Below are 14,678 nucleotides of genomic sequence, written 5' to 3'. Positions count from 1 at the left end.
GCTCGGCAGGAGCGGCCCCACCCCGCGGGGGAGGCCGTCCGGTGCAGGCTCGGTTCAGTTGCTGGGCAGCGCGAACACCGTCAGCGAGCCGCCGAGCTCGGTGTACTGGCTCAGCTCGCGGTAGCCGCCGACCGCCCCGAGGCCGTCGTTGTCCTTCTCCAGGCCCGCGGCCATGCCGATGCCGGCCCAGCCGCCGATGCCCGAGAACACGCCGATGTACTGCCGGCCCTTGTGCTCGTAGGTGAAGACGTTGCCGATGATCCCCGAGGGCGTCTTGAACTTGAACAGCTCCTTGTTGATGTCCTTCTTGTCGACGCACTTCAGGTAGCCCTCGAGCGTGCCGTAGCAGCTGAGGCCGCCGGCGGTGTTGAGCGCGCCGGACCAGACCGAGAACTTCTCGGACTTGCTCTGCACGATCTTGCCGGTGCCGGCGTCCCAGGCGATGTAGTTGCCCATGCCGCCGTGGCTGTTGGGTGCCGGGTACATCGCCAGCGTCGCGCCGACATAGGGCTGGCCGGCGGTGTACTCGACCTTGAACGGCTCGTAGTCCATGCAGACATGGTTGGTCGGCACGTAGAAGAGCCTGGTCTCGGGGTCGAAGGCGGCGGGCTGCTGGTCCTTCGAGCCGAGCGCGGCCGGGCAGACGCCCTTGGTGTTGACGTCGGGGCCGTTCTGCGCCGTCGAGTAGCGCGAGACGACCTGCGGCCGCCCGGTCTTCATGTCGACGTGCGTGGCCCAGTTGACCGCCGGGTCGTACTTCTCGGCCACCAGCAGCGCGCCGTTGGTGCGGTCCAGCGTGTAGCCGAAGCCGTTGCGGTCGAAGTGCACCAGCGCCTTGGTGTCGCGGCCCTTGACCTTGATGTCGGCCAGGATCATCTCGTTGATGCCGTCGAAGTCCCACTCGTCGTACGGGGTCATCTGGTAGACCCAGTTGACGCGGCCCGTGTCGACGTCGCGCGACCAGATCGACATCGACCACTTGTTGTCGCCCGGGCGCTGCGAGGGATTCCAGGTCGAGGGGTTGCCGGTGCCGTAGTAGACCGAGTTGGTCGCCTTGTCGTAGCTGTACCAGCCCCAGGTGGTGCCGCCGCCGATCTTCCACTGGTCGCCCTGCCAGGTCTTCAGCGAGGAGTCCGGCCCGACCGGCGCGACCCGGCCGTCGGTCCAGGTGGTGGTCTTCTGCGGGTCGATCAGGATCTCGCTGTCCGGGCCGGTCGAGTAGCCCTTCCAGACCTGCTTGCCGGTGTTGATGTCGTAGGCGGCCAGGAAGCCGCGCACGCCCCATTCGCCGCCGGAAATGCCGGTGATCACTTTGTCCTTGAAGACGTGCGGGGCGTTGGTGTTGACCGCGCCGAGCTTCGGATCGCCGTTCTTGACGGTCCAGATCATCTTGCCGGTGTTCGCGTCCAGCGCCACCAGGTTGGAGTCGGCCTGCTGCAGGAAGACCTTGCCCTCGGCGTAGGCCAGACCGCGGTTGACGGTGTCGCAGCACATCTGCGGGATGACGGCCGGGTCCTGCTTGGGCTCGTACTTCCACTTGATCTTCTGCGTGTCGAGGTCGATCGCGAAGACCTTGTTCGGGAAGGGCGAGTGCAGGTACATCGTGCCGTCGACCACCAGCGGCGAGCCCTCGTGGCCGCGCAGCACGCCGGTCGAGAAGGTCCAGGCGACCTGCAGCTTGCCGACGTTGTCCTTGTTGATCTGCTTGAGCTGGCTGTAGCGCTGGTTGAACATGTCGCCGGCCTGCATCGCCCAGTTCTTCGGGTTCGCGGTCAGCTTCTCGACATCGGCATTGGCCATGACCAGCGCCGGCAGGCCGGCCGCCATCGCGGCGCAGGCGCCACGGACCATCCAGGAACTCCAGCTGTCTCGAGTCTTCATCATGTTGTCTCCTTGGGCGCGGGTGGTCTTTGGGCGCGACGGGTGGGAGTGGGAGCGCCGGTAGCCACCGGACCGGCGCGAACCCTGTCTGCTCGGGGGACATTCCGCAACTCCCGTGCCTGTCTGCCCCTCCGCAGGGGCCGCCGCGAAGGCCTGCAGGCGGTCCCGCTCCGTGAAAACCCGCGAACCCGGGCACGTCAGGCCGTGGCGGCGCCGCTCGGGGCGCGCCGGCGGGGTCGGACATCAGGGAAAGTCCCGGGCCGGTCGGCGGGGCCGGAGCGGCTCCGGTGCCGGGCGGGAGAGGCCGGCGGCGCAGGGCGCGGCAGCGCGCGCCCCGGACACGACACAGCACGACACGGCCGCGTCACGCGGGTGTCCCTCAGTTTTGGCGCAGAGTGTTGCAGCCGGGCCGGAGCGGCCCGGTCCAGCGGCTCAGCCCAGCGGCGTCAGACCGTGGCGCAGCCGGGCGCGCGCGCAGGCCTCGTCGCCGCGGCCCAGCGGCGCGAGCATGCCGAACTCGCGGCAGGGGCCGGGGCGCCATTCGTAGATGCCGCAGCCGGCCTTTGCTCCGACGGTGCCGACCAGCGCGGCGCAGCGCGGCCGGGCGTGGTCGGTGCCGCGCATGCGCGCCAGCGTGTCGCCGAGCTCGACCGCCAAGCCGTCGGGCACGCAGCCGCCGCGCGACTGCAGCTCCTCGGGCGAGAAGTCGACCCGGAAGCTGGCGCAGCAGGCGCCGCAGGCGAGGCAGGGGTTGTCGGCGGGCGTGCTCATCGCCGGCACTTCAGCCCAGGCGGGCGTGGTGGCGCTCGATCTGCGCGCGGACCTGGACCGGCGCGGTGCCGCCCAGCGTCGAGCGCGCGTTGAGCGAGCCCGCCAGCGTCAGCGCCTCGGCCACGTCGGCGGTGATGCGCGCGTCGTAGCCCTGCAGCGTCTCCAGCGGCAGCTCGGCCAGGTCCTTGCCCAGCGCGATGGCGTCCTTGACGGCGTGCGCCACCACCTCGTGCGCGTCGCGGAAGGGCAGGCCCTTCTTGACCAGGTAGTCGGCCAGATCGGTCGCGGTGGCGTAGCCGCGCAGCGCGGCGCGCTCCATGGCGTCCTTCCTGACCGTCAGGCCGCCCGAGCGGCTGCCGTCCGCCGCGACCTCGCCGCCGATCATCTCGGCCATGATGCGCAGCGTGTCGTTGACGGTGTCGACCGTGTCGAACAGCGGCTCCTTGTCTTCCTGGTTGTCCTTGTTGTAGGCCAGCGGCTGGCCCTTCATCAGGGTGATCAGGCCCATGAGATGCCCGACGACGCGGCCCGACTTGCCGCGCGCGAGTTCCGCCACGTCCGGGTTGCGCTTCTGCGGCATGATCGACGAGCCGGTGCAGTAGCGGTCGCTCAGGTTGATGAAGCCGAAGTTCTGGCTCATCCAGACCACGATCTCTTCCGCCAGGCGAGAGACGTGGATCATCACCAGCGAGGCGAACGCGGTGTACTCGATCGCGAAGTCGCGGTCGGAGACGGCGTCCAGGCTGTTCTGGCAGACCGCCTCGAAGCCCAGCGTGCGCGCCACGCGCTCGCGGTCGAGCGGGTAGCTGGTGCCGGCCAGTGCCGCCGAGCCCAGTGGCAGGCGGTTCACGCGCTTCCTGAGATCCGCCAGCCGCTCGGCGTCGCGCGCGAACATCTCGACATAGGCCAGCAGGTGGTGCGCGAAGCTGACCGGCTGCGCCACCTGCAGGTGGGTGAAGCCCGGCAGGATGGTGTCGACGTTCTTCTCGGCGACCGAGACCAGGGCGCGCTGCATGTCGGCCAGCAGCACGGCGGTGGCGTCGATCTCGTCGCGCAGCCACAGGCGCACGTCGGTGGCGACCTGGTCGTTGCGGCTGCGGCCGGTGTGCAGCCGCTTGCCCGCGTCGCCCACCAGCGTGGTCAGGCGCGCCTCGATGTTCAGGTGCACATCCTCCAGGTCCAGCTTCCACTCGAACTGGCCGGCCTCGATCTCGGCGCGGATCTGCGCCATGCCGCGCTCGATGTCGGCCAGGTCGGCCGCGCTGATGATGCCCTGCGCGGCCAGCATCTCGGCGTGCGCCAGGCTGCCGGCGATGTCGGCGCGCCACAGGCGCTTGTCGAAGAAGACGCTGGAGGTGTAGCGCTTGACCAGCTCGCTCATCGGTTCGGAGAACAGGGCGGACCAGGCCTGGGCCTTCTTGTCGAGCTGGTTGTCGGAGGCGGGATGGCTCATCGGATGGTGCAGGTGGCGGATCGGCGGATCCGGAAGTGGCAGAAATGCCGCGCATGCCGGCCGGAGGCGGGCGGCGGGCGACAATGGCGCCGATTGTAGAGAGCGCGGCTGCGCCGCCATCCCGAACGTGCCTCCCGCCAGCGACAGTTCCTCGCCGCCCCCGCCTTCCCCGCCCGATCTCTGCCAGGGCGGCGTGGTGCTGCGCACGGTGCTGTTCGTGCACGGCGTGCTGGCGCTGGGCATGCTGCTGCGCGGCGGCAGCGTGATCGGCGGGATCGTCGACCTGTCGGTGATGGTGGCCGCGGTGCTGCCGGCGACGCTGGTCTGGCTGCTGCTCGGCTGCGCGATCCGGCCCTGGCTGGCCCGGCGTGCCGCGGCGGTGCAGACCGCCGCGGTGGCCGGGCTGGGCGCGGCCTGCGCGCTGGCGGCCTGGGCCGAGCTGCTGTGGCTGGACTCGGCGGTGCCCGAGCCGCTCGCCGGGCTGGGCGCGCTGCTGTCGGGCGCGGCGCTGGCGGTGGCCGTCTGGCAGTGGCTGTGCCAGCGCATGCGGCTGAACCTGCCCGCCGGCACGCAGGCGCGGCTGGCCGAGCTGCAGTCGCGCATCCGGCCGCACTTCCTGTTCAACGCGCTCAACAGCGCGATCACGCTGGTGCAGATCGATCCGGTGCGTGCCGAGGCGGTGCTGGAGGACCTGTCGGAGCTGTTCCGCGCCGCGCTGGCCAGCGCCGACGCGCCGGTCACGCTCGGCCAGGAGATCGAGCTGGCGCAGCGCTACATCGCCATCGAGCAGGTGCGCTTCGGCGCGCGGCTGCGGGTGCGCTGGCAGCTCGACGAGGCGGCCGCGCGGGCGCGCGTGCCGGTGCTGATGCTGCAGCCGCTGGTGGAGAACGCGGTCAAGCACGGCATCGAGCCGACACCCGACGGCGGCGAGATCGTCATCCGCACCGGCGTGCGCCACGGCATGGCGCTGCTGACGGTGACCAATCCGCTGGGCGAGGGCCGCCCGCGCCGCGGCCACGGCATCGCGCTGCGCAACGTGCGCGAGCGGCTGCTGCTGCTGCACGACCTGGCCGCGCGCTTCGAGGCCGGGCCGATCGAGGGCGGGCGCTTCCGCGTGCGCATCGCCATCACGATGCCGGACTGAAGGAGAGGGGCGATGGACCACCGGATCGCTGCGCTGCGGGTGCTGCTGGTCGACGACGAGGAGCTGTCGCGGCTGCGCCTGCGCACGCTGATTGCCGACTGCGTCGATCCGCCGGCGCAGGTGGTCGGCGAGGCGGCGACCGCGGCGGCGGCGCTGCACTGGCTGGCGCTGCATGCGGCCGACGTGGTGCTGCTCGACATCCGCATGCCCGGCATGGACGGGCTGGCGCTGGCCGGACGGCTGCGCGCGATGCCGCGGCCGCCGCTGGTGATCTTCGTGACCGCGCATGCCGAGCACGCGCTGGAGGCCTTCGAGGTCGAGGCGGTCGACTACCTGACCAAGCCGGTGCGGCGCCTGCGGCTGCAGGAGGCGCTGGCGCGGGTGGTGCAGCGCCGCGGCGCGCTGGCGGCGACGGCGCCCGCGCCGCTGGCGGAGCCGGCGGCGGCCGGGCCGGTCATCGTCGTGCACGAGCGTGGCGAGCTGCTGCGCGTGCCGCTGGCCGAGGCGCTCTACCTGAAGGCCGAGCAGAAGTACGTGACGCTGCGCACCGCGCACCGCGCGCTGCTGCTCGACGAGTCGCTGGCCGAGCTCGAGGAGCGGCTCGGCGAGCGCTTCGTGCGCATCCATCGCAACGCGCTGGTGGCCGTCGATGCGGTGGCGGCGCTGGAGCGCCGGCGCTGGCAGGGCGAGGACGGCACCGAGCTCGAGGCCTGGGCGGTGCGCATCGCCGCCACCGACGAGTGGCTGGCGGTGTCGCGCCGCCAGCTCGCGGCGGTGCGCGAGCTGCTGGCGGCCGAGGGGCTGTGACCGGGGCGCGGGGCCGCGGCCCCGGAGCCGGGCCCGGCCTGGACGTCAGCGCTCGACGGCGCCGAGGTCGATGGCCGCGCCCTTGACGGTGCGTGCCACCGGCGTGTAGCTGCTGTTGAGCTGGTAGTTGACGCCGTAGGCGCTGGCCGCGCTCGGGTTGGCCTGGCCGGCGTCGATGATCGAGCTGGAGGCCAGCGGCACGAAGCTGCTGCTGGTGTCGAAGGGCGCGCTGGTGCCGCCGATCAGCTTTTCCGTGCCGATGACCTGGCCCTTGAGCGTGTGCCACGCGTCGGTGTCGGTCCAGTCGCTGCGGATCCAGTTGACGCCCAGGTTCAGGATGCCGTCGGGCGTGTAGCTGGTCGACAGCGAGTCGTTCTCGGCCTGGCGCAGGTTCACCAGGGTCACCGAGGGATCGAACCAGAACACGTTGTTCCAGGCCTCGACCCGCTCCAGCGTCGTCGAGATCTGGAAGAGGCGCGCGTTCGTGCCGGTGCCGTGCACGGTGTTGTTGAAGAAGTACAGCACGCCCCGGCGGAACAGCGACTCGCCCCAGTTGGCACCGGCCGGGGCGCCGAAATGGTCGCCGCCGTAGTGGAAGAAGCTGCCGTCGTCGCCGTTCTTCTTGAACTGGTTGCCGTAGACGAAGCTGCTGCGGTAGGCGCTCAGGGCGCGGGCGGTGGTGGGGAAGTCCTCGGCCTCGACCATGTCGACCGAGCGGGCGCCGCCCTCGATGCGGTTGTAGCGCACCACCAGGCCGGCCGAGCGGTCCTTGACCGAGTTGCCCAGCGCCCCGGTGCGCAGCGGCCCGTAGCGGTTGAACTCGATGACGGTGCCCACGCTCTGGGTGTAGGTGGTGTGCTCGAGCTCGCTGCCGACGACGCCGTGGCCCCAGAGATAGTTTCCGGCGATGCGCAGGTTGCGCGTGACCGTGAATTCGCCGTCGTCGGTCGAGCGGCTGAAGACGGCCATCTGGCAGTCGCTGATCTCGTTGTCGGCGATCAGGATGTTCTGGCCGCGGTCCACCCAGACGCAGGCGCCGAAGTCGGTGTAGCGCTGGGTCGCGCCGGCCGCGTCGGTGAAGGTGTAGTTCGGATGGCCGGCGCGGATGTTCAGGCCGTCGATCTGGATCCAGGTCGGATAGTCGCTGTAGCTGCCGTTGGCCAGCGCCTTGATGACGATGACGCTGCGGGTCTGGTGGATGTTCTGCGTCTCGGCGGTGTTGCCGTAGGCGTTGAGCAGCGCGGCGCGCGTGGTGGCGCCGCTGCCGTCGATGATCGGACGCTCGTTGTTCGGCCCGCGCACGCCGCAGATGCGCACCGGCGCGGTGGACGTGCCCTGTGCGGCGACGAGGAACTTGCCCTTGTACGGCGTCGACGAGTAGTAGATGCGCACCGTGTCGCCGGCCTTCAGGCTTTCCCAGGGCACCTGGTCCAGCGTGGTGTAGGTCTGGCCGGGGCCCACGGGGTAGTCGGTGCCCTTGCCCGAGGCGGCGCAGGCGGTCAGCGCGAGGGTTTCCGCCGGGGGCGTCGGGGTCGGTGCCGGCGCCGTGCCGCCGCCCGAGGTGTCTTCGGAGCCCCCGCTGCCACAGCCGACCAGCCCGCCCGCGGCCAGCGCAGCGGCCGCAGCCATCCACAGCGTGCGCACGCGCATCGATCGTTTCAGGTCCGTCCGTGCCATTCCCATTCTGTCGTCCGCTCTTTCGTGTTCGTGTCGGGTGTTCATGCCGGCCACCGCCATTGCGCATCGCTCGGCGCCGGGGCCGGTCGCAGGGACACGACGCCTTCTGCGGGCGTCATGAGGAATCGGACGATAGGAGAGGCTCCCTGCGGCCTCGTAAGCATTCTCCTGATGTGTAACCGTCAATCCATCAAGTGTCTCCCCTCGTGAATGAGGGGTGTCTGAGTGGAAATAATGAAACCATCAAGTGCAGTTGTTCTGTTGCATGAAATGTTTGTGTGATTTGTTTCACGGGTGGCTGACCGGACTTGTGAAGAAGTTTGCGGGTGATCCGGGCGGGCGAGAGGGCGTCGGGCCGTTCGGGGCGCCGTGACGAAGCGCGGCGCGCTGGCATGCGCCCGGTCGGCCTGCTGCACTCCATACACCGCGTTGCAACCTGTCGGCCCGGCGTCAGTACTCGAAGGCGCCCAGATCGCTGGCCGCGCCGCGCTGGCGGCGCACCTGCGGCAGCAGGTCGCGGTCGAACTGGAAGAGCGGCAGCGTGGTGGCCATCGACACGGGTGCGCCGGCGGCCGCGTCGATCAGCGCCGAGCCGTAGCCGGGCTGCAGCGTCGTGACGTCGAACGGGGCGGCCGTGCCGCCGACCTGCAGGCCGGTGCCGAGCAGCTGGCCGCGCACCTTGTGCCACACGTCGGAGTCCTGCCAGCCGGTGGTGATCCAGTTGCGGCCGAGGTTGACGATGCCGCCGCCGACCCAGGGCGCGACGACGTCCTGCTCCATGCGCAGGTTCTTCTGCGCGACCGTCGGCGCGAAGTGGATCGCGTTGTTCCAGGCTTCCACCCGCTCCTCGGTCGTCGAGACCTGGAAGACCCAGGCGGTCGTGCCTTTCAGGTAGAGCGTGTTGTGGAAGAAATGCAGCGTGCCCTTGCGGAAGATCGGCTCGCCCCAGCCGGCGCCGGGCTGGCTGCCGAAATGGTCGCCGCCGTAGTGGACGACGCTGCCGCTGTCGCCGGTCTTGATGATCTGGTTGCCGTAGACCAGCGTGCTGCGGTAGGCGGGCGTGGCCATCGCGGTGAGGGGGAAGTCCTCGGCCTCGACCAGGTCGAGCGCGTGCGAGCCTTCCTCGAGGCGGTTGTAGCGCACGACGGTGCCGGCCGAGCGGTCCTTGATCGCGTTGCCGGGCGAGCCGTTGCGCAGCGGGGCGTAGATGTTGAACTCGATCGTCGTGCCGATGCTCTGGGTGTAGGTGGTGTGCTGGTGCACGTCGCCGACGATGCCGTGGCCGGCGAAGCGGTTGCCGGCGATGCGCAGGTTGCGCGTCACCGCGAAGTCGCCGTCATCGGTCGACTTGCTGAACACCGCCATCTGGCAGTCGGTGATCTCGTTGTCGAGGATCGAGATGTTCTGGCCGCGCTCGACCCAGATGCAGGCGCCGAAGGCGGCGTAGCGGCGCTGGGCGCCGGCGGCGTTCGTGAAGGTCTGGTCCGGATGGCCGCGGGTGATCTTCAGGCCGTCGATCTGGATCCAGCTCGGGAAGGCGGTCCAGCCCTGGGCCGGCGCGGCCTTGATCAGCACCAGCGAGCGGTCCTGGTGGATGTCGCGGGCATAGTCGCTGGTCGCGTAGATGTTGTGCAGCGCGGCCCGGGTGGTCGCGCCGCTGCCGTCGATCACCGGCCGCGAGCCGTCGGCCGCGCGCACGCCGCAGATGCGCACCGGCGCGCTGGCGGTGCCCCTGGCCGTGATGACGAACTTGCCCTTGTACGCGGTCGCCGCTGGAAAGATGCGCACCGTGTCGCCGGCCTTCAGGCTTTCCCAGGGCACCTGGTCGAGCGAGGCGAAGCGCTGGCCGGGACCGACGGTGTAGTCGCTGCCCAGTCCGCTGGGCTGGCAGGGCGACAGGTTCAGCGCGGTGGAGGCGACGGTGCGCGACGAGGTGGCCGTCGTCGTGGTGCCGGTCGTGGCGCTGGCCGTGGAGGGGCTCGCCAGGTAGGCGCCGCGGGTGCTCGTCTGGGCCAGGGCCGGCAGGACGGGCAGGGCGGCGATGACCAGCGCCATTCCGGCGTGTGCCGGAAATGAATGAAAACCGAATGCCCGGGTGGAATGAAACATGGAGACAACCTTTCGCGCCGGTAATGGGCGGGAATCCGGAACAAGATTCCTGAAAATGCAAAAGTCCGGATTCCCCTTGTTGAATGTCGGCATCTGGATGCGGGGATTCAGGACGGCCGTATTTCACGGAGCGAAAGGTAGGCGGGCGAAAAAGGCGGAACGTAAGAAAAAGGTCTGACTTGTAACGCGCCAGACGCACGGACGGCCTCCGGATCGTGACGTATCTGTCATTTCCGGATCATTTCGGGCCGGGGTCGGAGCGATCGTTCGTGAATCGGTTCACGGGATTTGCGCTCAGGTGGCGGTGGTCGCGAAAAGCGGTTCCGGGTCCCGCCGGGTTTTTCCTGTACGGGGCAGGGCGGGTCGGATTACAACTGGCCGGAAATACCCCCCAATTCCGGCGATCGGATTTTTCGTTTCAGGGTGTGCACCGGCCGCGATGCGCGGCCGGCAAGGCTCAGCGCAGCGCGAAGGCCCCGGGTTCGGGGGGGTGTCCGCGGTCCGGTCGCGGCACGACGCCGGCGGGGAAGCGGAACTGGTGGGTGGGGGGCGGCAGCACGGAGGCCGTGCTGTCCGGCAGCGCCAGCGCGCCGGCGGGCCGTCCGGTGCGCAGGTCGAAGGCCGGCGCCTGGCCCTCGAGCAGCCGCGATCCGGCCGCGCGCGTCAGGCGCACCCGCGCGCCGGGGCCGGAGGCGACCCAGCCGCGGCTGATCCAGTTCGTGCCCGCCAGCTCGATCGTGCCCGCCTCGTGACCCAGGCGCAGTTCGGTGCTGCCCAGGCTGGCGATCAGGTTGCCGCTGGCGCGCACCGTCTGGCGCTCGGTGGGCAGGTCGAACAGCGCCATGTACCAGACCTTCGACTGCTCGCCGCGGGCGATCACGGTGTTGTGGGCGAACTCCAGCGTGCCGCCGCGGAAGAAGCGCTCGTCGTTGTCGCCGCCCCAGTGGATCATCTTCACCGAGGCGCCGCCGGGCTGCTCGAAGTCGTTGATGAGCAGGTTGCCGATCACCCAGGCGCGGTCGTAGAGCGGGTCCTCGCGTACCGGGCGCACGCCGCCCTCGATCTCGACCAGGTCGAGCGCGCGCGCCGCCGCGGTGATGCGGTTGTAGCGCACCACCGTGCCGCTGGAGCGGTCCTTCAGCGAGGAGCCGCGCGCGCCCGGGACCAGCTGGCCGATGTCGTTGCCCTCGTAAAGCGCGCGCGCGGTCTGCACGTAGAGGTTGTGCTCCAGCCAGCTGCCGACGTTGCCGTTGTTCCAGATGCGGTTGTGGCGGATGAAGACGTTGCGGCTGGCCTCCTCGTCGGAGCGGCTGTTGACGAAGATGCCGTTGCCGTTGCCGGTGATCTCGCAGTTCTCGACCGTCAGGTCCTCGACGACGATGGCGTAGATCGCCGCGGCGCCGCCGACGTAGCTGGCGCCCTGGCCGTCCATGCCGGTGAAGCGCTTGTCCTTGTGCGCGCCGGTGAGCTTCAGGTTCTCGATGCGGATGTGGCGCGGCCGGCTGCCCCAGGCCTCGTCGCGCGACTTGTAGATGAAGATGAGGCCGTAGGGCTCGCTGTGCTGCTTGCTGAAGAAGCCGCTGGCGGCGGCGTCGCGGGCGGTGGTGGCGTTCTCGCCGCTGATGACCGGGCGGCGGCACTGCGCGTCGGTCACACCGTGGAGGACCACCGGCGCGTCGGCGCGGCCCTGCGCGCGCAGGCCGATCTTGGTGCGGTAGGGCTCGGCGCGATGGTGGATGTTGACCACGTCGCCGGCCTGCAGCGACAGCCAGGGCACGTCGTCGAGCTCGGTGAACTGCCGGCCCGGGCCGACGTGGTAGGTGCGGCCGCTGCCGGAGAGCGCGGTGCTGCAGCCGTCGGCGCTGGCCGGCTCGGACACCGGCGGCGGCCAGGGCCGGTCGTCGCGCGCCGGCGCGGTGCCGCTCGCGCCCGGGCTGGCCGGCGAGGCCACCGGGGGCGGCGCGCTGTCGAGGAAGCGGCCCGAATCGGGGCCGGGAATGCGCACCGACTGCGCCCGGGCCGGCATCAGGCCCGGCGCGAGCAGTGCGGCCAGCAGCGCCGCGAGCGTGGAAATTCGGCGGATCGGCATCGATCGTCTCCTGCAAGTCCCTGGGATCGGACCTGATCTTGCCGCAGTGCTGCGATAACATGGTCGGATCGACCTTTTTTGCACCCGACGGATGTCTCGGGGAGGGGACTGGATTTCATGAGGCTGATGCACATCGTCGACTCGCTCGAGTTCGGCGGACTCGAGCGGGTGGTCACCGATCTGGCGATCGAGCAGAAGCGCCGCGGCGACACGGTCTGTGTCTTCAGCCTGCTGGCCACCGAGGGGCTCAAGCCCGAGCTGGAGGCCGCCGGCGTCGAGGTGATCGTCGGCAACAAGCGCGACGGCCTCGATCTCGGGCTGATCCTGCGGCTGCGCCGCGCGATGGCCTGGCGCAACATCGATCTGGTGCATGCCCACAACTTCGTGCCCAACTACCACGCCGCCGCGGCGATCCGCACGATGCTCGGCGGCCCGGTGCAGGTCTGCAGCCTGCACGACATGGGCTTCCGGCTCGAGCGCGAGAAGCGGCTGCGTCAGTACTTCCTGTGGTCGCTCAAGCACACCCGCGGCGTGGCGATGGTGGGCTCGCAGGTGCATGGCCGCTACGTCGGCGACGGCCTGGTGCCGGCCGAGCGGGCCACCACGGTGCTCAACGGCATCCCGGTCGAGCGCTTCCGCTGGACGCTCGAGCGCCGCCGCATCGCCCGCGAGCGCCTGGGCGTGCCCGAGGACGCGCTGCTGATCGGCGCCGTCGGCCGCCAGGTGGCGCTGAAGAACCACCGGCTGCTGATCGCGCTGATGCCGGCGCTGCTGAAGCGGCACCCTTCGCTGCACCTGGCGCTGGTGGGCTCCGGCCCGCTGGAGGCCGAGCTGCGCGCCCAGGCCGAGGCCGCCGGCGTGGCCGCGCGGGTGATCTTCACCGGCCAGCGCAAGGACGTGGCCGACCTCACGCCGGGCTTCGACATCTTCGCGATGCCTTCGCTCACCGAGGGCCTGTCGATCGCGCTGCTCGAAGCCTGCGCGACCCGGCTGGCGATCGTCGCCACCGCGGTGGGCGGCAACCCCGAGATCGTGCGCGACGGCCAGACCGGCCTGCTGGTGCCGCCCGATCAGGGCGAGCCGCTGCAGGCGGCGCTGGAGCGGCTGCTGGCCGACGCCGCGCTGCGCGAGCGCCTGGGCCAGGCCGCCTGCGACTGGGTGGGCGAACACGCCTCGATCGGTGCGCTCTACCGCACCTGCAGCGAGTTCTATCAGCGCGCTCGGGGGCGGTGAGGCTCGGGCGGGTCGCAGGCTGCGACAATCGCGGCCCTCCTGCCCTTGCCCCCTCCGCCTGGACCGCCCATGTCATTCGCTTCCCTCGGCCTGAAGCCGCCCCTGTCGAGCGCGCTGCGCGAACTCGGTTTCACGCAGCCCACGCCGGTGCAGGCCGAGGCGATTCCCGCCGCGCTCTCGGGCGCGGATCTGCAGGTCTCGGCGCAGACCGGCTCGGGCAAGACGCTGGCCTTCGCGCTGCCGCTGCTGCAGGCCGATCTGGCCGCCACCCGTGCCTGGCCGCGCGCGCCGCACGGGCTGGTGCTGGTACCGACCCGCGAGCTGGCGATGCAGGCCGGCGAGCTGCTGCGCGATCTGGCGCGCCGGCTGCCGGATCCGCCGCGGGTGTCGGTGCTGTTCGGCGGCGTGTCGATCAATCCGCAGATGATGGGCCTGCGCGGCGGCACCGAGCTGGTGGTGGCCACGCCGGGCCGGCTGCTCGATCTGGTCGACCACAACGCGATCCGGCTCGACCATGTGCGCACGCTGGTGCTCGACGAGGCCGACCGGCTGCTCGACCTGGGCTTCGCCGACGAGCTGACCCGGGTGCTGGCGCTGCTGCCGGCGCGCCGGCAGAACCTGCTGTTCTCGGCGACCTTCCCGGCGTCGGTGCAGTCGCTGGCCGATGCGCTGCTGCGCGCTCCGGTGCGCATCGACATCGCGCCGGGGCCGGTCGCCGGCTCGGCCGGGGAGGGGGGCGAGGGCGCCTCGGCCCATCCCGACATCCAGGAGCGCGCGATCGCGCTCGACGCCGGCCGGCGCACCGGCGTGCTGCGCCAGCTGCTGAAGACGCACGGCTGGGACCGGGTGCTGGTCTTCGTCGCCACCCGCCATGCCACCGAGCTGGTGGCGCACAAGCTCGGCCGCGAGGGCGTGCCGGCGCATGCGCTGCACGGCGAGCTCAGCCAGGGCACCCGCACCGAGGTGCTCGCGGCCTTCCGCGCCGGGCGCATCCGCGTGCTGGTGGTGACCGACCTGGCCGCGCGCGGCATCGACATCCCGGCGCTGCCGGCGGTGGTCAACTACGACCTGCCACGCTCGACCGACGACTACACCCACCGCATCGGCCGCACCGGCCGCGCCGGGCTGAGCGGCACCGCGGTGAGCTTCGTCAGCGCCGCGACCGAGGCGCATTTCCGCCTGATCGAGAAGCGTCAGGGCCGGCGCGTGCCGCGCGAGCAGCTCGCCGGCTACGAGCCGACCGAGACGGCCACGCCCGACCAGTCCGCCGGCGGCATCAAGGGCCGGCGTCCGAGCAAGAAGGACAGGCTGAGGGCGGCGGCCGCCGCTGCGGCCGCGGGCTCGGTCCCGGCCGCGTCCGGCCCAGCGCCTGATCTGGATCAATCCCCGGGCACGGAACGTCGCATGCCGGGCAAAAAAGACGAGTGAATCGCTCGAAAAGAAGAGGTTGCGAACCATTCTCGTTTAGGATGTCCCCGTCGCATGTCCCGGATTCTCCGGCGCACATGCCCCGG

General features: G+C 70.8%; 10 protein-coding genes. 4 read left to right on the top strand and 6 right to left on the bottom strand.

Annotated features, from left to right (window positions below):
• Positions 1-54: 54 nt before the first annotated feature.
• The 3 genes from HNQ01_RS04185 to argH all read right to left on the bottom strand — a co-directional run bounded on the left by HNQ01_RS04185 (position 55) and on the right by argH (position 4,105).
• The gene (locus tag HNQ01_RS04185; RefSeq protein WP_434801483.1) at positions 55-1,827 is read right to left on the bottom strand and encodes a methanol/ethanol family PQQ-dependent dehydrogenase; all 1,773 of its coding nucleotides are present in this window, start codon (positions 1,825-1,827) and stop codon (positions 55-57) included.
• Positions 1,828-2,313: 486 nt separating this feature from the next.
• Positions 2,314-2,652: a YkgJ family cysteine cluster protein gene (locus tag HNQ01_RS04180; protein ID WP_173804123.1), complete on the bottom strand. Its 339-nt coding sequence runs from the start codon at positions 2,650-2,652 to the stop codon at positions 2,314-2,316.
• 10 nt (positions 2,653-2,662) lie between these two features.
• Complete coding sequence (gene argH / locus HNQ01_RS04175; RefSeq protein WP_173804122.1) at positions 2,663-4,105, bottom strand: argininosuccinate lyase; 1,443 nt, start codon at positions 4,103-4,105, stop codon at positions 2,663-2,665.
• Between the two features lie 127 nt (positions 4,106-4,232).
• Between argH and HNQ01_RS04170 the strand changes: the two genes are divergently transcribed.
• Positions 4,233-5,249, top strand: a complete 1,017-nt coding sequence (locus tag HNQ01_RS04170) for a sensor histidine kinase (RefSeq protein WP_353621633.1) — start codon at positions 4,233-4,235, stop codon at positions 5,247-5,249.
• A gap of 12 nt (positions 5,250-5,261) precedes the next feature.
• A complete protein-coding gene (locus HNQ01_RS04165; protein ID WP_173804121.1) occupies positions 5,262-6,056 on the top strand; it encodes a LytR/AlgR family response regulator transcription factor in 795 nt (264 codons plus the stop codon).
• A gap of 45 nt (positions 6,057-6,101) precedes the next feature.
• On the opposite strand, the gene HNQ01_RS04160 is transcribed toward HNQ01_RS04165, so the two are convergent.
• The 3 genes from HNQ01_RS04160 to HNQ01_RS04150 form a co-directional block, all read right to left on the bottom strand.
• On the bottom strand, positions 6,102-7,706 hold the full coding sequence (locus HNQ01_RS04160; RefSeq protein ID WP_173804120.1) for a right-handed parallel beta-helix repeat-containing protein: 1,605 nt from the start codon (positions 7,704-7,706) through the stop codon (positions 6,102-6,104).
• A gap of 477 nt (positions 7,707-8,183) precedes the next feature.
• Positions 8,184-9,788: a right-handed parallel beta-helix repeat-containing protein gene (locus HNQ01_RS04155; protein WP_173804119.1), complete on the bottom strand. Its 1,605-nt coding sequence runs from the start codon at positions 9,786-9,788 to the stop codon at positions 8,184-8,186.
• A 511-nt stretch (positions 9,789-10,299) separates the two neighbouring features.
• Complete coding sequence (locus tag HNQ01_RS04150; RefSeq protein ID WP_173804118.1) at positions 10,300-11,931, bottom strand: right-handed parallel beta-helix repeat-containing protein; 1,632 nt, start codon at positions 11,929-11,931, stop codon at positions 10,300-10,302.
• 117 nt (positions 11,932-12,048) lie between these two features.
• Here HNQ01_RS04150 and HNQ01_RS04145 point away from each other — a divergent pair, with 117 nt between their 5' ends.
• Entirely contained in the window at positions 12,049-13,164 is a 1,116-nt protein-coding gene (locus HNQ01_RS04145) for a glycosyltransferase (protein ID WP_173804117.1), read from the top strand.
• A gap of 69 nt (positions 13,165-13,233) precedes the next feature.
• Positions 13,234-14,592: a DEAD/DEAH box helicase gene (locus HNQ01_RS04140; RefSeq protein ID WP_173804116.1), complete on the top strand. Its 1,359-nt coding sequence runs from the start codon at positions 13,234-13,236 to the stop codon at positions 14,590-14,592.
• The last annotated feature ends 86 nt before the right edge of the window (positions 14,593-14,678 follow it).

This window comes from Sphaerotilus uruguayifluvii, from assembly GCF_013294065.1.
In the GTDB taxonomy this organism is placed as follows: Bacteria; Pseudomonadota; Gammaproteobacteria; order Burkholderiales; family Burkholderiaceae_C; genus Sphaerotilus; species Sphaerotilus uruguayifluvii.
Note: the sequence above shows the minus strand (reverse complement) of the source record. Positions and strands in the feature narration are given on the sequence as shown.

Bases quoted from the DNA above. Each gene is read 5' to 3' on its own strand.
- HNQ01_RS04185 (WP_434801483.1), bottom strand. From the start codon at position 1,827: ATGGCGGCCGGCCTGCCGGCGCTGGTCATGGCCAATGCCGATGTCGAG.
- HNQ01_RS04160 (WP_173804120.1), bottom strand. From the start codon at position 7,706: ATGCGCGTGCGCACGCTGTGGATGGCTGCGGCCGCTGCGCTGGCCGCG.
- HNQ01_RS04165 (WP_173804121.1), top strand. From the start codon at position 5,262: ATGGACCACCGGATCGCTGCGCTGCGGGTGCTGCTGGTCGACGACGAG.
- HNQ01_RS04155 (WP_173804119.1), bottom strand. From the start codon at position 9,788: ATGGCGCTGGTCATCGCCGCCCTGCCCGTCCTGCCGGCCCTGGCCCAG.
- HNQ01_RS04150 (WP_173804118.1), bottom strand. From the start codon at position 11,931: ATGCCGATCCGCCGAATTTCCACGCTCGCGGCGCTGCTGGCCGCACTG.
- HNQ01_RS04180 (WP_173804123.1), bottom strand. From the start codon at position 2,652: ATGAGCACGCCCGCCGACAACCCCTGCCTCGCCTGCGGCGCCTGCTGC.
- HNQ01_RS04145 (WP_173804117.1), top strand. From the start codon at position 12,049: ATGAGGCTGATGCACATCGTCGACTCGCTCGAGTTCGGCGGACTCGAG.
- argH (WP_173804122.1), bottom strand. From the start codon at position 4,105: ATGAGCCATCCCGCCTCCGACAACCAGCTCGACAAGAAGGCCCAGGCC.
- HNQ01_RS04140 (WP_173804116.1), top strand. From the start codon at position 13,234: ATGTCATTCGCTTCCCTCGGCCTGAAGCCGCCCCTGTCGAGCGCGCTG.